The following is an 18,313-nucleotide window of genomic DNA, read 5'->3' on the forward strand; positions in this document are numbered from 1 at the left end:
GCTGATCTTACATCTTTCACTCCACCCGGATAAGCACCTGCCAGTATCCTTTGTGTGTGCTTCCCACGCGGCGCAGACCGCCCTTGTCCTTCCATTTCTTCATATAATATTTTACTCGGTCTGTATTCCAGCACAGCTCTGCTGCCAGTTCCCTCTGGGATATATATGGATATTTTTTAACTGCCTGCAGAAGCTGTCTGTCATAAGCTGACATGCGCACCTCGGGTGTTTGGGTAGTATCCGGTATTGATTGGGTTGTATCTTCGGCTGTTTTGGCAGCATTCGGAATTAATTGGGTAGTGTTCCGTATTGGTTGGGTAGTTTTTCCCATCATTTGGGTAGTATTTTCGGCCGTTTGGGTAGTGTTTTCAGCCGTCAGCCCTGCCTGCTCCATTTGTTTTCCGGCTCTGTATTCTGCCGGTTCTTCCATAACCAAAAACGAATTCCGTGCGGACTCCCGGTATAGATTTACGCGAAAATCCACACCTTCTTCCGAAAATTCAGGCTCTTCCACACCAAACTCCCTGCACATCTTCAACATTTTAGGTACACCACTGCCCCATTGTTCCATTATTCTCATATAGGTAAAAGCATTGGCAATCGCCCTGTTTCTGGGCTTGGAATATCCCTCCCTCATCTGCGCAAGTGTCAGTCCGCCAAACAGCATACCCGGAGATGTGACCTCCAGCCGGTCATCATACAACGCAACCTGTACGCATCCCGGGTTCAGATAACTTCTGTGCGTCACCGCATTGGCAATAATCTCACGAATACAGAGAATCGGCAGTTCATAGTCATCCACTCTGTACAAACCTTTATATTTCGCCCCATACCGGATATTGCGCAGCACAAAATTGTAGGCTTCGTCTATTTGTTTGTAAATCGGCCCTGTATACTCACGTCTCTCCAGAAACTCACCTCTCGTTGTTCCTCTGAATACGGCACACTGTATTTTAGCCTGCAGAAAATTGTTGTCTGTCAACAGTACAAACGCATTTGTCGGCAGTATTTTTCCCTCTTTCTCTGTCAGTATACCCCAGGACAACAGATTGCTTCTTGTCACGTTCTTCACTGCTGCCCTTTCATTTTCCGTGCTGCACATTTTCAGCGCATACTGCCTCATGGAACTGCACAGTTCCCTGATTTGTCCCTCCTCTGCCAGCCTCGGCGCCGCATATGTCTGATCAAAACACCTGTTCATTCCTTCAAACTCCAGCTCCCTCAGCAAATAACTGTCCGCCGGCCGTGAAGTTCCTGAAATCCGTACATATGTGCCGTTCTCTTTTCCTAATGCAGTGATATAATAGGGACGCTGCCCTCCGGGATAAATCTCTACAACGATCAGTGTCTTGTCTTCTACGGTCTGCAGGGTAATATCGGGAATGATCATGGGCGTACAGCTGTCACAGATTGCATTGGTGAGACTGTCCATGGTCTCAAATACCGTTTCCTGCGGCACTCCTATAATCCTGTGCGTCCCATCCTCCACACCGAAAACCAGCCTGCCCCCTGCTGTGTTCGCAAAAGCAACAACTGTTTTCATATATCGCTCACTTCTGGCCGGCACATCCTGCTTAAATTCCAGATTTTTTGATTCACCGGTGTATATTTCATCAATTGTCATATATTCCACCCTTCCACTTATATTATAAACCGTATCGTAACTGTTCAGTACCCTCACAGTTACAAGCAAAAATCCATGCAAAATCGCCTTTGGCGATGAAGTTTTTGCCCGGCTGCTAAGCGTTTTCTTACGGTCAGCGCAGTAAATGCGCAGACCTACTGAATAATTACACCGTATCAGCAGTTATCCAGTCAAAAATGTGCATTTACTGCTTTTATCCGGCAGCCATCCTGCGATAAACATAGTTTATCACACTTTGCAAATTTCCTCAATGCATATCGAACATATATTCTGTTTTCGTGATATACAACAAATTCTGCCGGTTCAAAACCCGCCAAATTTGTCTCTATTTTCCATATACGCAAAACAGCCGGCACGGATTATATATTAATCCGAACCGGCTGCCCTTCAGACATCCTGCTGTCCTTATACAGCAACAAACGGTATCACATATGCCACAATCGCTATGACAACAGCACATGCCACAACGGTTCTCCAAATCTTAAATTCCTTGTCCATCTTCTGTCTCTCCTGTGGTGTCGGAATATCTTCTTCCATAATGATACGGTCCATCTCTTTTGTCTCATCACTCTGATAGCGTTTCCGACAGACAGCATATATGATCAGTCCGAGAATGCACCAGATCACACCTGTCACCAGTGCTTCCCGGTCAAGCTGGGTCATCATGATAAGATAAATGATAACACTGAGCGGTGCCCCGATCATAATTCCCGGCGCCTTAAAGGGGCGTTTTAAATCGGGATGCTTTCTGCGAAGCCCAAAGGATGCCGCAATGCCGATCACATAATAAAACAAATCTGCAAACAGACTCACGGATGCTATGTAGATCATAGAGTTGGACGCGATCAGAAAAGCAGAAAGCAGGCCAAGCACAATGATTGAGATATAAGGTGTCTTGTATTTCGGGTGTACTTTTGCAAATATTTTCGGCATGGCGCCGTCACGTGCCATGGTGAAAAGATATCTGGGCGGTACGGCGATACTGGCATTCAAAGTTGAAAAATCTCCGCCGAACGCAATTCCGGCTGCCAGAAGGATCAGCGGAAAACCAAGGATACCTGCTGTTTTCATAGCTTCGGCAAAAGGCGCGCTTGCTGTGGACAGCGTGGCGATCTGTTCTGTCGGAACGATACCAACCAAGAACCACTGAAACGCTGCATTTACCGCAAAAACAATAAACGGCGCAAGAAACAGTGCACGGGGAATATTGATCTGCGGATATTTGATCTCCTCTCCCATAGCGCAGCAGGTTTCAAATCCCGCAAAGCACCACCAAATCATACTGACAGATGCGATAAAACCAAGCGGAGTGGACTGGGCAATAAAATCAGGGAGTTTAACGAAATTAGGCATATTTACGTTCGGCAGCATGGTCAAAAACCAGATGATCGCTACGCCCCAGAAAAAGAACATGAATCCATTCTGAAGCTTTCCGGTCATTTCCACACCCCGGACGTTGGTGATAATGAACGCAATTACCACCACTGTGGCAACCACACGGTCGCTCACAGGCAGCTCAATGCCCAGTGCAGAGAAAAATGTTTTGAAATAAAAACTAAACGCCAGTGCCTCCCCGCTGGTAACCGCTACCAGGGAAATTATAAAATTCCACCCGGCAAGCATACCCATGGGTTTTCCTATACCCAGAGATGCATACTGATATGTGCCGCCGGCGTAGGGGAGCGCAGCTCCCATCTCCGCATACAGCAGCGCCGGATAAATACTGATAAGCATAGCAACAAATGTAGCCAGGATAACGGCCGGACCAAGGCCGCCCACCACATTGGCTCCTGTAGTGAACAGACCGACACCTACCACGGTGCCAACGGTGATGGTTACAGCTTCCTTCATTCCGAAGGTTCTTTTCAATGTATTTGTATTCTGATTACTCACTGTGAAGTCTCCCTCTCTCTGTTATGTCTTATTCCTGCTTTTATTTTTGGCTTGTGAAGCGGATATCAGCCGCCTGCCTGTGCCCTTTCAAGCCCTCGCCGTCAGCCAGTCTGGAGACAAGAGGCGCAATATTTCTCATGGCTTCCGGGGTCATACTCTGCTGGGTACATGTTTTCAGGAAGGTTCCCACCCACACACCGCCGGTATAACGGGCTGCTTTCAGTGTTGGCAGGGTGTGATTGGTACCGGAAGCATAATCCCCAAACACCTCCGCTGTATTCTCTCCTATAAAAAGAGAACCATAGTTGCAGAATCCCGGAATCAACGCATCAGGATTCTGCACATTCAGCTCCAAATGCTCCGGAGCGTATTCATTTACAAGGTTTACAGCCTCATCAAGATCAGATACCACAACTACCTCACCGTATGTCTCCCAGGATTTTCTGGCGATATCAGCAGTTTCAAGCTGTTCCAGTTCTCTTTCCACTGCCTCCATCACGGCTTTTCCGAATGCCTCATCTGTGGTGACCACCATGCCCTTTGCATTGACATCGTGTTCAGACTGTGCCAGCAGGTCTGCAGCCACGATCTCAGGCGTTCCGCTGCCGTCCGCAATCACCAGAACTTCACTGGGACCTGCTACAAAGTCAATTCCCACCTGACCATAACACTGTCTCTTGGCCTCTGTCACGAAACGGTTGCCCGGCCCAACGATCATATCCACCGGGGCAATCTCTTCCGTTCCATAGGAAAAAGCTGCGATCGCCTGGGCCCCGCCCACTGCGTAGATCTCATCCACACCTGCAATATCCATGGCAGCCAGTGTCTTAGGATTAATCTTTCCGGTTCCCTTCATGACCGGCGAACATGCAGTCACACGCTCCACGCCGGCAGTCTTGGCCGGAATGATCAGCATAAGCGCTGTGGAATAAAGGGGATAATTTCCTCCCGGCACATAACAACAGCAGGATTTTACGGGAATGATCCTGTGTCCCAGAAAGATTCCCGGCATAGGGCTGAAGTTTTCAAGAGGCTTCACCGTCTCCCTCTGGGCTTTGGCAAATGCCTGTATATTGGATGCCGCTGCTTTTAAGTCAGCTACCTCCTGGGGGGAAAGCTGCATATAAGCTTCCCGGACCTCCTCTTTTGATACGCGCATGGAAACCCGCTCACACTGGTCAAACTTTCTGCTGTACTCCTTAAGCGCCTCATCCCCGTTTCCCCGTACATTGTCAATAATCTCCTGTACCATACGGGACAGCTCTTTTCTGTCCTCCTCGGTCCTCTCCTGAGCTTTTTTTAATATTTTCATCATCCATACCTCACTTTTTATATGAATTCTACCCGTTTTTCTTTATCGTGCTACCATAATAAATCATAGAGTCTGCTTTAGGTCAATATACTATTTTTACGAAAACTGATATAAACCTTGAGTATACTCCAGATTTATGCTAGAGTGTAGGCATAAAAATGGATTCTCAGGAGGAACCGGACTGTGCGCATAGGAAAAGTATCGGAAAAATACCATATTTCAGTGGACAACATCTATTATTACATTAATTATGGGCTTTTGGTCCCTCCCAAACCCAAAGGCCAGTACGTATTCGACGAACAGACTGTCAGGGACCTGGAATGGATCCTGGGTTTAAAAGAACTGGATTTCTCGCTGCGGGAGATTCATGTTATCCTGTCCCTGAAACGAATCTCAGGACTGGCTGACCCCCAGGACATGGAAGAATTAAAAGAAATTTTCAAGGGAAAACGTGACTTCTGTATGAAAGAAATTGAGCGGAAACAGCAGGTAGTGGAACGTCTGGATTCGCATATCAAAACCATGGAAGCATCCGAAAGCACTCCACGGGCCAGCACCGGGTTCCCCCTTACTGCCCTGCCGCTTCTGTGCTGCCCCCTCTGCGGCGGGTCCCTCTCTCTCTCTGAGGTGAAAATGGATCAGCGTTTTATTTACAAAGGCAGCTTATCATGCTCCTGCGGCTACAGCGCCCATATCTCCTCCGGTATCCTTATGACACCAAACAAAAACGAAAACCTGCAGGATACACCGGATATTACCCGCGAGCTATACAAAGATCTGCCGCCTGCGCTGATCAGCACCTTCCAGCGCTCCTATAACTGGATGTTGAAACAGATTGAAGAAACAGACCTGCATGAAAAGGTGATTGCGGAGACTTATATCAATGCCTGGTTTTTTATGCACAATCATCTGGAATATCTGCCCACTGACAGCCTGTACATTGTCATTGACAAATATCCGGAAACCCTTCTCATGTACAAGCATCTGATAGAACGTCAGAAACCAGAGCTGGATATCCTGTATCTTGCGGATTCCAGCACCCGTTTTCCTCTGAAAAAAAACTGCATAGACGTACATCTCGACTTCTTTGCAGCCAACGAACATAACTTTTATCATGATACTTTTTTATTTGAAAGGATTGCCCCTTATCTTACCGCTCACGCAGACTTGATAGGTACTTATTTCTACTTTGAAAATGCCCCCAAATCCATGCGCCTTCTGCTGAGCCAGTATCCGGAATGTTTCTGTATGAATTTCCGGCTGGACTATTTTCTATCCTCACTGAAGAAAGCAGGCTTTCGCCTGAAAGGTTCTGAGGACTGCGGTGCGGTCACGGATTCGGGGAACAATCTTGGATTTGGATTTCATGTAAAAGGTGAAAAAATGCATCTCATGCCATATCATGCCAGTTCTGCACCTAATGGTCAGGATATCAGCAGCGGTTCAGACAATACTGTATGAACTCATGTGCCAGACTGCACATTTCCTCTGTCCAGTATTCAGCGCCGCCATGGTCTGCTCCTTCCAGCAGATATAAACGGACATCTTTACCACATGTTTTCATTTTTTCATAGAGCTGCACGCTCTGGTATGTATGAATCGTTCTGTCCTTTGTGCCGTGAACGATCATGGTTGGAGCCATATCCAGCTCCGGTGTGATCCAGCATTCCACGGAACCTTTTCTGCATAGTTCCGGGTGCTCTTTCAGATTTACTTTTCCCATCAGCAATCCTTCCGGGCTGTCCTCCATATGATGATTGACTGTAGATGGAAAACCTTCCTCGTACATCATGCTGACAGAGCCATAATAATTAAGTATGCCTTTTACCTCCGCTGAGACTCCCGGAAACAGGCTGGCATCCAGTTCCCCGCCTTCCCTTGCGATTCCGCAGAACATGGATGTATGTCCCCCGGATGAATCGCCGCCGACCACAATTCCATCCGGGTCTGCATGGTACTCGGAAGCGTGAACCCTCATATAACGGATTGCGTTTCTTGCATCCTGAATCTGTGCCGGGAAAGGTGCAAGGCCGGAATGCCGGTATTGGACAACCGCTATCACATACCCCTTCTTGGCCAGTCCGGACAACATGGCACACTGCATCCAGACATCCTGCTCCATCCATGCAGATCCTTGGATAAATACCATGCACGGGTAAATTTTATCCGGCTCATTTCTGGTAAAAGGCAGCAGGATCTGCAGATGCAGGGGTACATCGTCAACTCTGGCATATTCCACATCGTGCAGGTAACGAACCCCCACTTCATCTCCTGTTGTCTTCAATCGCACTGCTCCGGGTACTTTCTCTGAATACCCTGGATACTCCTCATAGGTCCATGCTTTAATTTCCATTTTGACACCTCCGCTTATATAGTTTTGCATTATTTAAAACCTTTTTCCGATGCAGTTCTGATTCCCACAGAACTTTCTTCAGGTGGGAATCTTCCTGCCAAAAAAGGCCTTAAGTTCTTTTCTCTCCGCGCAGGATTCCGATCAATTCTGATTTCTCGTCCAGACTCCCAGCTTTTGGCGGAGTTTTGACTGGAAAACTTTACTATATATCTATCATACATGGGTGGTATTAAGAATGCAAAGGTCTTTTTGAAAACTCATAGGAAGATATGGTTTCCGAACCTTTTATGATTGTAGAAGTGCCTTGATATATTAGAATAAGATGTTGATTGGCCTTCTATTACAGATAAGTCTTAACCGAAATATATACCCTGTAGGTAATTTGGGTGATTTCTGACATGATACGCCTCTGTTTTACAGATAAACCTTAACTGAAATATATACCCTGTAGGTAATTCTGGTGATTTCAGCCTGAAAATGACCTTGATTTACAGATAAATCCTAACTAAAATATAAACTCTGTAGGTAATTCTGGTAATTTCTGACTTGGTACGCCTCTGTTTTACAGATAAACCTTAACTGAAATATATATTTTATAGGTAATCCCGGCAATTTCAGACTGAAAATGTCCTTGATTTACAGATAAACACTGACCCATCATTATACCCTCCTCCCCCACTTCCAGCACTATTCTCCCCTCCAAAGACCACCATAATTTCCCGCCACACACAAAAAAGGGAAACATACCCCCAATAAACCTCAGAAGTATATTTCCCTTATCACCCATGTTACACTATTTAAAGAACTTCTCAGCCGCCTGGATCAGATAACAGGTATCCTTAACCCCGGCAGTCTCGTAAGGAGAATGCATGGCAAGCTGCGGAAGGCCGATATCCACGGCGTTAAGCGCCACTTTTGTATTGGAGATATTTCCAAGTGTGGAGCCTCCCAGAATGTCGGAACGGTTTGTAAATGTCTGGAAAGGCACACCTGCCTCCCTGCACAGATCCTTGAATATGGCAGCGGATACGCCGTCTGTACAGTATTTCTGGTTTGCGCTGTGTTTGATGACAATACCCTCGTTCATATAAGGACGGTTCACCGGGTCTGCCACCTCCTTGTGATTCGGATGTACTGCATGGGCATTGTCAGCGGAGAGCATGAAGCTCTTTGCAAGTCCTCTTAAATACTCCTCATAAGACAGCCCCAGGCACTCATTCACACGCACCAGTGTATCATACAGGAATGTGGATGCAGCGCCCTGTTTTGTTCCGCTTCCCACTTCCTCATTGTCAAGCACACAGTGTACTGCCACGTACTCCTTTTTCTCCCCCTTTAAAAATCCCTGAAGAGAGGAAAATGCGCACTGCAGATCATCCAGGCGTGAGGAGGATACAAACTCCTCATTTGCGCCCCAGATACTGCCCTTAACACGGTTGTACAGAAAAATGTCATGTCCTAAAATGTCCTCTTCCTTCACTCCTGCAGCCTTTGCGATGGTCTTCATAAAGGTATCTTTTGAAGAGATATCACCGTACAGCGGAAGCATATCCACCTGGGCGTTATATTTATATCCGTCATTGACTTCCCTGTTCATATGGATTGCCAGATTGGGGATCATCAGCAGGTCCCTGTCCACATCCACAAGCTTTGTGACAAAGCTATCCCCTTCTTTCACGATCACCCTTCCCGCTACGGAGAGCGGACGGTCAAACCAGGGGGCGCAGAGCATACCGCCGTAACGCTCCACATTCAGCTTCACATACTTATTATCCACTTCCATCTCCGGATTTTCCTTGATCTTAAAAGTAGGGGAATCGCTGTGGCTGGCCATGATGCGGTATCCGGTAAATCCGGTTTCCGGTATGGTGAATGCCACGATGGAGGAGTCATTTCTGGTGACAAAATATCTGCCGCCCTTTTCGATCTCCCATTTCTCTTCCTCTTTCAGCTCTGCGAATCCGTCTGCCGAAAGAATCTCCTTCATATTTTTAATAGCATGAAAACAGCTTGGGCTTTTTTCAATAAATGCAAGAAGCTGTTCTGCAGTCTCTCTGTACATTAATTTTTCCTCCTGTAGTTCTGCCCGCCAATGAGGGCTTTTTCTTCTATTGTACCTGTCCGGCGCTGTTCTGCCAACAGGAATTTTCATACAACAAACGCCCGGCCGCTTTTGGCAGCCAGACGCTTCTTTTACTTATGCCTGATTCTTTGCTTTGGAACGTTTTGCGATCTGAGGCATAATGAATCCCAGTCCGATCAGTACGAAAGGAGTCACAATATTCAGTACGAACTGGAAGGTATCCTCAGAGTAAATACCCAGAACACACGCAAACGCGGTAAACAGGAAACACCACGCTCCCAGAACAACGCCAAGCGTTTTGTTCTTCACAAAACGGTACTGTGCCGGGAATCTCTCCCCTGCTTTTTTCAGCGCGATATATGCCACGAATACCCACAGGTAACGCAGAGGCATACACACGGAATTCACCTTTACCAGCCAGCGTACCAGTGTATCCACGCTGCCGATGCCGATCGCCGGAACAATGATCAGAATAGAAACAATGATCATGACCAGCTTATGGCCGTTGGTGTATGTGCCGTGTTCGTTCTGTTTGAACATGGATGCAGGGATGAAGTTGTCATCCGCATTGTCAAGCAGCATACGAAGAGGCGCGTCGATGGAAATGATCATAACCGTAAACTGACCGATCAGGTTACAGATTGCATAGACCACCACGAAGAAATTGCCCAGTCCGTAATACTCTCCCAGTGTCTGGAATGCATAGTAAGCACCGTTTGTCATAAGGTCTTCCGGAATGTTGTTGGAGTCAAACATCATGCCCATGGCAATGGTTCCCAGCATAGCGCAGACAGCAACCATAATAGCCAGGGCGATCATGCCCTTTGAGAAATCCTTTGCGGGATTTTTCGTCTTATTTACATATGGAGAAATTTTCTCACATCCGCCCACGGCAAATACCAGAATGGACAGGTTTAATAAGAATTTCGCATCAAAGGACGGCATAAAGGTCTTCACAGACCAATCTATATCCAGTACATTTGCATGGGTGATAGCCGGAGCTGCAAGCATCATGACCACAAACAGCAGGGACATAATGAACATGGTGGAGCCTGCCAGTGTGGAAAGCTTTTTCAGCACATTGATTCCTTTGGATGCCACCCAAACGGCAAACAGGAACAATACCAGACAGAGTACCTGCAGTACCCTGGTGTTCATGGAGCTGATCCTGTTGTCCCTAAAGATTGCCCAGCTCGCTGCAATAAAAGATGCACTGGGCTTCTGGGAAATATAAGGCATATGGACGATCCAGTAAGTCCATCCCGCCATATAAGCCATCCTTGGGCTTATAGTTTCCAGAATCCAGGAACTGACACCGCCGCCTGCGTCCTTGAAGGCACTGCCCAGTTCACCTACCATCAGAGCATATGGCACAAAGTAAATGGCAAATATGATCACCCAGGATATGATTGCCTTTAATCCGCCGTACTCTGAGAATCCGTTGATCACATTTCCGAATCCCCACACCGTGGAGAATGCCATAAATGCAAGGCTGTACCACAAGATTTTCTTTTCACTTTCGTGTTGTTTCATTGTTTTCCTCTCCTTGATTTTTTCTCCCGGTTTTTATCAGTCTCACCGGGAATCGCCAGCCAGTTCAAGGTAACAAAGCAGCCGTCAAAATTTCGTCAAAATTCATCTTTTTTGCAATTTTCGCATTCAATTCCTGCAATTCCCATGGCTACTTTTTCCGGCGTGATGGGCATCTCCGAAACCCTTACACCTGCGGCATTATAAACGGCTGCCGCTATTGCCGGACATGGAGTGTCAATCACGATCTCACCGATGGATTTGGCACCAAAGGGATGGCTTCCTTCAAAGCTGCTCTCAAAATCTACGCGGATCTTACCTACGTCTAAGCGGGTGGGAATCTTGTACTGCATCAGGGAATTGTTCAGCATCTGTCCCCGTTCACTGTACTGGATATCCTCAAAGAGGGCCATGCCGATCCCCTGGGCGATACCGCCCTCTGTCTGCACCCTGGCAAGGTTCGGATTGATCGGGGTGCCGCAGTCCACCACTGCCACGTAGTCGATCATTTCCACAGACCCGGTCTCTCTGTCCACTTCCACTTCCGCCATGCCCACCATGAATGGCGGCGGGGATATGGGTGAGGAGGCATTTTCTGTCACCTGAAGGGAGTCGTTGTTGCCAAAGGTACCGCGGATGCCGATCTCTTCCAGGCTGACTGACCCGCTTCCGTCCTTCCTGCTGACTCTGCTTCCGTCAAAATCCGTGTCCTCCCTGGGAACCTCCAGCATCCCGGCACCCAGATCCCAAATCCGTTCTTTCAGACTTTCACAGGCCTTCACCACAGCCTTGCCTGCAATATAAGTGGTGGCGGAGGCGTAGGAACCGGAATCATACGGTGAGATATCCGTATCCACCCCAAACACCACAATGTTGTCATAATCCGTCATCAGCGTATCTGCTGCCATCTGGGAGAGCACCGTGTCACAGCCGGTACCCATATCCGTGGCCCCGAGGCTTAAGGTGTAAGAACCGTCCTCGTTAAGCTTCACGCTGGCGCCTCCCACATCCACGCCTGCGATGGAGGAGCCCTGCATGGCCATGGCAACACCCACGCCGCGCACTTTTCCGTTCTCCATCACTCTGCGGGGGAACTTCTCGTCCCAGTGAAACATCTCCTTTGCCCTTGCCATACAGCGGTCCAGAGCACAGCTTGTGACCTCTGTGCCGCCGTCGTATCCGATAAACCTGCCGCCCTCTTTTGTCATATTTTTCTCGCGCAGCACAACCGGATCCATATGCAGCTTTTCCGCCAGCTCATTCACAGCGGATTCCACTGCGAAGATTCCCTGGGTAGCTCCGTATCCCCTGTAAGCGCCTGCTGACATCTGGTTGGTATACACAACGTCGTATACAAAGCGGTATGCCTCTGTGTTCCGGTAAAGGGCAATGGATTTGTGGCCGGAAAGTCCCACTGTGGTAGGACCGTGCTCACCGAAAGCCCCTGTGTTTGACAGGGTATAGACATCAATGGCCCGGATGGTCCCCTCCCTGTCCGCACCGATGCGGACCTTTAACTCCATCTCGTGACGGGGGGAAGAACATATCTGGGATTCATAGCGGGAAAAGATCATTTTCGCCGGCTTTCCTGTCTTCACCGTCACGATCGCTGGGTAGACCTCAGATACCAGCGTCTGCTTTGCGCCGAAGCCTCCGCCGATGCGCGGCTTGATCACACGGACTTTCGATGCCCCGATTCCCAGTGCCCGCCCCAGGATTCTCCTCACATGGAAAGGCACCTGTGTGGAGGATACAATATTCAGCCTTCCGAAATGGTCCATATAGGTATAGCTTCTGAATGTCTCCATCATTGCCTGCTGATTGGCCTTTGTATGGTATGTGCGTTCCACCACACAGTCACAGTCTGCCAGGATCTTCTCCACATCCCCGTCCCCTTCCTCGGCATGGGCACAGAGATTCCGCTTATTGTCTGCTCCCACAGGAAAACGTGACTCCCAGTTGTCCTCCGGGTGGATACAGACCGCATTGTCCTTTGCCTTATGGAAATCCAGAACCGGCTCCAGCACCTTGTATTTCACCTTAATGATCTTCAGTGCCCGGTCCACGGCCTTTTCCGTCTCCCCTGCGACAATGGCAGCGGCATCTCCCACAAAACGCATTCTTCTGTCAAGGATCAGCCTGTCATAGGGGCTGAATTCCGGATAAGTCTGTCCCGCCATGGTAAATCTGTCCTGGGGCACATCCTCGTAAGTGAGGATACACGCGATCCCCGGAACCTTCATGGCATTCTCTGTCCTGATCTCCTCGATCCACGCATGGGCATGGGGGCTGCGCAGAACCTTTACCACCAGACAATCCTTCGGCGCCAGGTCATCCGTGTACACAGGCTGGCCTGTCACAAGGGCCATGGCGTCCTTTTTCCTCACCGGTTTATTTACATAACTCATCTGTCGCTGCCCCCTTCCCTCTGCTCCTTCTTATATTTTAAAAATGCCAGAATACTTCTCGTCTGCCCCATGAACCCGGAACAGCGGCAGAGATTTCCGGCAAGATATTCGCCGATCTCCTCCTCCGTTGGCTCCTTCATCTCCTCCAGCATGGCAAAGACATTCATGATAAATCCCGGATTACAGAAACCGCACTGCTCTGCTCCCTGGTCTGCTAAAAAAGAACCGAACTCCTCCGCTTCCCTCTGCATTCCCTCCAGGGTCACGATCTCATGTCCGTCCGCGCGGACCGCCAGCATACTGCAGGAGAGCACCGGCTTTTTGTCCATCAAAACAGTACAGAGGCCGCAGTTGGCAGTCTCACATCCCCGTTTCACGCTGTAGCAGCCCTTCTCCCGAAGAAGGTCTAAAAGCAGCAGATCCGGCGCTGCATCCACCTGCATTTTCTTTCCGTTTAAAATAAATTTAATTTCCATTTTCCATACCTCCTGCTGCCAGCAGCGCCCTTTTGGTCAGAACACGGACCAGATGGGTTCTGTACTCTTTGGAAGCCCGCATATTGCTTCCCGTGACAACGCACTCTGCAGCCTTTTTGGCCAGCAGCTCCGCCTGTCTGTTCCACTCCCCGGCACTCATATCTTTTTTATTGACAGGGGTATCCATCTTCTCTTTCAGAAGAGCCGCTCTGCCGGGCCTTGCTCCGATGGAAAGCCGCATACCTTCCTCGTCAAGACATACCGCACAGGCCAGAACAGGGAAATCCGTCTTAGCATTTCTCTGGCTTACATATGCGGATCTCTGGTGATGTTTCTTAACAATTATATTTACCAGGATATCTCTGTCCGCTTTTTTTTCTGCAAACTCTTCCATGGATACCCTGCCGCCTTTATAAAGCTCCACATAGGAATCCAGCGCCAGAAACATGGTGAGCACATCAGAAAATCCAAATCTGCCATAAATGCTGCCTCCTGCAGTCGCACAGTTTCTGAACTGTACTCCCACAATATGCCGCAGGCTCTCCCGCACAGCTCCGTCCGTGCAGGCATTTAATCCCGCGTGTGTCTCCAGAGTCCGCAGGGAGGTCATACAGCCGATCACGAATTCGTCCTCTGTCTCTTTGACCGTATCCAGTCCGAGACCGGACAGATCAATGGCCGTTCCCACGCTTCGGTTCATCATCTTCATCCAGACCATTCCCCCAAGCACGCGGGATGACTTTTTCTGGTTCAGCTCATAGGCTTCCTCCAGACTGTTCACCTTCACATACTCTTTAATCTTCAGCATAATCCATTCCTCTCCGTTTTTGACATCCCGCGCCTTTTGCGGGCAGACATCACTCAAAAAAACACTGCTGATGCAGTGCTCCCAAAAGTCATTTTCTCTCTATGAGGAAATTATAACATAGGCTGTTTGTGAGGTGCAAGCTGTTTTGCCGTACCCCCGTAAATTCCAAAGGAAAATACCTGAAATACTAATGACAAATTTCTGCTTTTTATTTATAATGAGATGAGTAATGCAAAAATTTACAGACAGCCTGAAATAACAGACAGAAAAGGCAGATGATACCAATGAAAAAGAACTCTGACATACGAAATATCCTGGTGCTGACATTTCTGTTCCTCCTCAGCATCATACCTCTGGGCTTCCTGACAGATGCCTCCCTGGATACTTTTGCCTATGCACCGCTGCCGAATACGGATTACGCTTCCCCGGATCTTGATCTGGAATACGAAGCCCTGGAGAACATGGCCGATTATATACTTGTGGAATCCGATATTGCTGAATATTCCCCTGAAAGAGAAATTCCCGAGGGCAGCACAGCCGAAAGCCTTCTGGATTCCATTCTGGAAGAATACGGACTGAATGAAGAAAACTTTTCCTTCTTCTACCGCAATACCTTCACGCAGGAAATATATATATACAATCCTGACACCCTCTTTACGGCAGCCAGTACCGTGAAGGTGCCTGTCAACATGCTCTACTACGATGCCGTCAACAGCGGGGAGCGCACCCCGGAGGACGGGCTTCCCTACAATGCCTCGGCCACAGATACGGAGGGAGACGGCTCCACCCCCTATGATTACCGGCCCGGCAGCCTGGTTCCCCTCTCCTATCTCATGGAGGAGAGCATAGTGTACAGTGACAACACCGCCAATAATATTATGATCCAAAACCTGGGCGGTGTTTCCGCCTACCGGCATATGATGCTGAAATATTCGGACAACACCTACCCGGATGCGTTTTTTGCCAGCAACAAGCTTTGTGCTGATTTTTCATTTGATGTGATAAATTATCTATATGAACATTCCTCCGCGTACACTCCGCTTCTGGAATACATGAAAGAAGCTGCACCGGGCACCTTTTTACAAAAATACATAGACCTGGACCTCTTCCCGGTGGCCCATAAATACGGAGATTACGACGGGTGTCTCCACGACTATGGGATTGTCTACACACCCGCACCATTTTTGATCGGTGTGTTTACTGACCACGTGTCCAATGCGGAAGATCTGATCGGAGTGATCGGCGAGACCTACTTAAACTATACCCTGAGCGTTGCCGAACCAACTTATGTAAGAATATCTGTGGTACCGGCATCATAATTATTCTGTAGGCCTGCGCATTTACCTGTCATCATAATACAAGGGCTGCGCGCCCCTGAGACGAAAGGAAACAAAAAACATGAAACAGACAACTGACCTGGGCAGGGACAAGGTATGGCTGCTGGTCCTCAAACTGGCTGTCCCCTCCATGATCGCCCAGTTCGTCACCGTACTTTACAGCATCATTGACAGAATGTTCATCGGAAACATACCCAAGATCGGAGATCTGGCACTTGCGGGAGTGGGAATCTGCGGCCCTATTGTCACCCTTCTCACTTCCTTCGGAACCCTGATCGGACTGGGCGGCTCTATCCTCATGTCCATGCGTCTGGGTGCCGGGCGGAAGAAACAGGCCCAGTCCATATTGGCCCACAGCTTTGCCATGCTGGTGGTCTTCTCCGCTGTACTGACTCTGCTCTTTCTCCTGACGAAAAAATATCTTCTGCTCTGGTTCGGGGCAAGTGCCGCCACCTTTGTATACGCGGACACCTATCTCACCATCTACACAGCAGGAACGTTCTTCGCCCTCATGGCGATCGGGCTTAATTATTTTATCACCTGTCAGGGGTTTCCCGGTGTGGGAATGACCACTGTGCTGATCGGCGCTGTCACCAACATAATCCTGGACCCTGTCTTTATCTTCGGTCTGCATATGGATGTGGCGGGTGCAGCCATTGCCACGGTCATCGCACAGTTTGCATCCTGCGCCTTTGCTTTCTGTTTCCTGATCGGCAAAAAGGTTCCCATCAAAATAACCAGGCTGCGGAAACCGGCCTGGTCCCCCATGATCGTCAAAAGGATCCTGGTACTGGGTGTCTCCCCCTTCCTGATTCTGGCAACCGACAGTGTGATCATCATTGTCCTGAATGCCATGCTGCAGAAGTACGGCGGTCCCGGCGAAGGTGATGTGCTCATCACCTGTGCCACCATTGTGCAGAGCTACATGATGCTCATAACCGGCCCCATGCTGGGTATTTCCAGCGGAACACAGGCCATACTCAGCTACAATTACGGCGCAAAAGCTGTGGACAGGGTGAAAAAGGCAGAAAAATATATCCTGCTTCTCTGCCTCTGTTTTACAACCGTAATGTTTATACTGTCCAGGATCGTGCCTGTATACTTTATCCGGATTTTTACCGACGAGCCGTCTCTGGTATCCCTTTCCACCTGGGGAATCCATGTGTTTACGCTGCTGATCATTCCACTCAGCTTCCAGTATGTGTTTGTGGACGGTTTTACTGCGCTGGGACTTTCCAGAACTGCCCTGTTTCTCTCCATGTTCCGGAAAGGGGATTACATGCTTTTTACTATTTTCCTTCCCATCTTTTTCGGGGCCAGAAGCGCGTTTTACGCGCAGCCTATTGCAGACGGAATCGCCTCTGTTATGGCGACTGCTGCCTTTTTCCTCTTTTTCCGCAGACATCTGGAGAAGCGTCTGCAGCAGTGACTGTGAACAGTATTTAGAAAAACTTTCGTTGACATTTTGCTGAAATACTTTAAAATATTAGGAAACGGGAAAGGGGATGTAATTGATGAGAGACAAACTGAAATATCTTCTCCTGTTGCTGCTGTCTGTTCTGTGTCTGTCCGTACTGGGCGCCTGCGGCAAGGACGACAGCGCTGCGGAGGAGGAAGCTGCCCTGGATTCTGTATCTGCTTCCATGGACGGAACCGTGACAGCTTTTACCGGAAAGGAAATCAGTATAAATACTTCAGATAATGAAACACTGACTTTTGATATGACAAAAGCGGAACTGGACTGCAAAAACGGAATTATCCCGGGCAATGAAGTGACGCTTATTTATGTAGGTCCCCTGGACGGAACAGATACCAGTAAAGTCCGGCTTAGAAAGATCATCACCACAGACGATAATTCAGGCCTGCTTCCCACAGACGGGACAAAAGTAATCTCACCCAGCGGCGGCGCAGAAGGTTTTAATTCCGGAAAAGCCGGATACGATGAACCGGATTCCGGTGCCAAAGTGGAGGAGAAGACAGAGACCGTCACCGTAAAAAGCCCTGTAAATGTAAGAGCCGACGCGGCAAGCCAGGCAGAGGTCCTGGGCGTGCTCCAGGGAGGTGCCACAGTGACACGGACCGGAATCTGTGACAACGGATGGCATCGGATCGTCTATGAAGGGGAAACGGGATATGTGTGGGGAGATTATCTCTCTGACTGAAAACCCCCATAAACTGGGACTGTCGGTTAATCCCGATTTTTAAGTTTTCTTCTACAAAATAAGTATATATCACAGAGTTTTGTGTTTTCAGAACACGATTCTCTGTGAGATATACTTGTTTTTTTCTTTGGGTGTTCTCCCAATCGCATACAACATGAATTCACTTTATATTTTTTATTTGCGTCAGTATTTGAACCGCTGAAAGTTTCCATTTTCCTTAATGTCTGCAAAAAGTCCTTCCATCCGGATATGGCACCTCTCTTGCATCATGGCAGATATAATGAACTTGTTTTTGTGCATAGGAGA

The 18,313-nt window shown here is 48.4% G+C and carries 13 protein-coding genes; 4 read left to right on the top strand and 9 right to left on the bottom strand.

Features of this window, described 5'->3' with window-relative positions; translation table 11 throughout:
* Nucleotides 1-16 precede the first annotated feature (16 nt).
* The 3 genes from MUB35_RS15925 to hisD form a co-directional block, all read right to left on the bottom strand.
* Complete coding sequence (locus tag MUB35_RS15925; RefSeq protein ID WP_244806482.1) at nt 17-1,624, bottom strand: ATP-binding protein; 1,608 nt, start codon at nt 1,622-1,624, stop codon at nt 17-19.
* Between the two features lie 426 nt (nt 1,625-2,050).
* A complete protein-coding gene (locus tag MUB35_RS15930) occupies nt 2,051-3,538 on the bottom strand; it encodes an APC family permease (RefSeq protein WP_033141408.1) in 1,488 nt (495 codons plus the stop codon).
* A 40-nt stretch (nt 3,539-3,578) separates the two neighbouring features.
* The gene (hisD, locus tag MUB35_RS15935) at nt 3,579-4,853 is read right to left on the bottom strand and encodes a histidinol dehydrogenase (protein WP_331477535.1); all 1,275 of its coding nucleotides are present in this window, start codon (nt 4,851-4,853) and stop codon (nt 3,579-3,581) included.
* A gap of 180 nt (nt 4,854-5,033) precedes the next feature.
* Here hisD and MUB35_RS15940 point away from each other — a divergent pair, with 180 nt between their 5' ends.
* Nucleotides 5,034-6,311, top strand: coding sequence for a MerR family transcriptional regulator (locus MUB35_RS15940; RefSeq protein WP_244806483.1), 1,278 nt, complete (start codon nt 5,034-5,036; stop codon nt 6,309-6,311).
* On the opposite strand, the gene MUB35_RS15945 is transcribed toward MUB35_RS15940, so the two are convergent.
* The 6 genes from MUB35_RS15945 to MUB35_RS15970 all read right to left on the bottom strand — a co-directional run bounded on the left by MUB35_RS15945 (nt 6,283) and on the right by MUB35_RS15970 (nt 14,508).
* Nucleotides 6,283-7,203 (bottom strand): alpha/beta hydrolase, encoded by a 921-nt coding sequence (locus MUB35_RS15945; protein ID WP_244806484.1) that lies wholly within the window; start codon nt 7,201-7,203, stop codon nt 6,283-6,285. The two genes, MUB35_RS15940 and MUB35_RS15945, sit on opposite strands and share 29 nt — an antisense overlap.
* A 793-nt stretch (nt 7,204-7,996) precedes the next feature.
* A complete protein-coding gene (locus tag MUB35_RS15950; RefSeq protein WP_033141413.1) occupies nt 7,997-9,265 on the bottom strand; it encodes a M18 family aminopeptidase in 1,269 nt (422 codons plus the stop codon).
* Nucleotides 9,266-9,400: 135 nt separating this feature from the next.
* Nucleotides 9,401-10,819 (bottom strand): APC family permease, encoded by a 1,419-nt coding sequence (locus tag MUB35_RS15955; RefSeq protein WP_033141414.1) that lies wholly within the window; start codon nt 10,817-10,819, stop codon nt 9,401-9,403.
* A 95-nt stretch (nt 10,820-10,914) separates the two neighbouring features.
* A complete protein-coding gene (locus MUB35_RS15960; RefSeq protein ID WP_244806485.1) occupies nt 10,915-13,224 on the bottom strand; it encodes a xanthine dehydrogenase family protein molybdopterin-binding subunit in 2,310 nt (769 codons plus the stop codon).
* The gene (locus MUB35_RS15965; RefSeq protein WP_054351985.1) at nt 13,221-13,700 is read right to left on the bottom strand and encodes a (2Fe-2S)-binding protein; all 480 of its coding nucleotides are present in this window, start codon (nt 13,698-13,700) and stop codon (nt 13,221-13,223) included. The genes MUB35_RS15960 and MUB35_RS15965 overlap by 4 nt, the downstream gene beginning before the upstream one ends.
* Nucleotides 13,690-14,508, bottom strand: coding sequence for an FAD binding domain-containing protein (locus MUB35_RS15970; protein WP_244806486.1), 819 nt, complete (start codon nt 14,506-14,508; stop codon nt 13,690-13,692). The genes MUB35_RS15965 and MUB35_RS15970 overlap by 11 nt, the downstream gene beginning before the upstream one ends.
* A 284-nt stretch (nt 14,509-14,792) precedes the next feature.
* Between MUB35_RS15970 and MUB35_RS15975 the strand changes: the two genes are divergently transcribed.
* The 3 genes from MUB35_RS15975 to MUB35_RS15985 all read left to right on the top strand — a co-directional run bounded on the left by MUB35_RS15975 (nt 14,793) and on the right by MUB35_RS15985 (nt 18,007).
* Nucleotides 14,793-15,827 carry a serine hydrolase gene (locus tag MUB35_RS15975; protein WP_244806487.1) on the top strand — a complete coding sequence of 345 codons (1,035 nt, stop codon included), beginning with the start codon at nt 14,793-14,795 and terminating at the stop codon, nt 15,825-15,827.
* Nucleotides 15,828-15,906: 79 nt separating this feature from the next.
* Complete coding sequence (locus MUB35_RS15980; RefSeq protein ID WP_118593795.1) at nt 15,907-17,274, top strand: MATE family efflux transporter; 1,368 nt, start codon at nt 15,907-15,909, stop codon at nt 17,272-17,274.
* 85 nt (nt 17,275-17,359) lie between these two features.
* Nucleotides 17,360-18,007, top strand: a complete 648-nt coding sequence (locus MUB35_RS15985; RefSeq protein WP_033141420.1) for an SH3 domain-containing protein — start codon at nt 17,360-17,362, stop codon at nt 18,005-18,007.
* The last annotated feature ends 306 nt before the right edge of the window (nt 18,008-18,313 follow it).

The sequence above is a fragment of the Blautia sp. NSJ-175 genome (genome assembly GCF_022867815.1).
GTDB lineage: Bacteria > Bacillota > Clostridia > Lachnospirales > Lachnospiraceae > Blautia > Blautia celeris.

What these genes read in the sequence shown, in the direction of transcription:
- hisD (WP_331477535.1), bottom strand. Translation starts at nt 4,853, where the DNA reads ATGATGAAAATATTAAAAAAAGCTCAGGAGAGGACCGAGGAGGACAGA.
- MUB35_RS15955 (WP_033141414.1), bottom strand. Translation starts at nt 10,819, where the DNA reads ATGAAACAACACGAAAGTGAAAAGAAAATCTTGTGGTACAGCCTTGCA.
- MUB35_RS15950 (WP_033141413.1), bottom strand. Translation starts at nt 9,265, where the DNA reads ATGTACAGAGAGACTGCAGAACAGCTTCTTGCATTTATTGAAAAAAGC.
- MUB35_RS15985 (WP_033141420.1), top strand. Translation starts at nt 17,360, where the DNA reads ATGAGAGACAAACTGAAATATCTTCTCCTGTTGCTGCTGTCTGTTCTG.
- MUB35_RS15965 (WP_054351985.1), bottom strand. Translation starts at nt 13,700, where the DNA reads ATGGAAATTAAATTTATTTTAAACGGAAAGAAAATGCAGGTGGATGCA.
- MUB35_RS15970 (WP_244806486.1), bottom strand. Translation starts at nt 14,508, where the DNA reads ATGCTGAAGATTAAAGAGTATGTGAAGGTGAACAGTCTGGAGGAAGCC.
- MUB35_RS15980 (WP_118593795.1), top strand. Translation starts at nt 15,907, where the DNA reads ATGAAACAGACAACTGACCTGGGCAGGGACAAGGTATGGCTGCTGGTC.
- MUB35_RS15945 (WP_244806484.1), bottom strand. Translation starts at nt 7,203, where the DNA reads ATGGAAATTAAAGCATGGACCTATGAGGAGTATCCAGGGTATTCAGAG.
- MUB35_RS15960 (WP_244806485.1), bottom strand. Translation starts at nt 13,224, where the DNA reads ATGAGTTATGTAAATAAACCGGTGAGGAAAAAGGACGCCATGGCCCTT.
- MUB35_RS15975 (WP_244806487.1), top strand. Translation starts at nt 14,793, where the DNA reads ATGAAAAAGAACTCTGACATACGAAATATCCTGGTGCTGACATTTCTG.
- MUB35_RS15925 (WP_244806482.1), bottom strand. Translation starts at nt 1,624, where the DNA reads ATGACAATTGATGAAATATACACCGGTGAATCAAAAAATCTGGAATTT.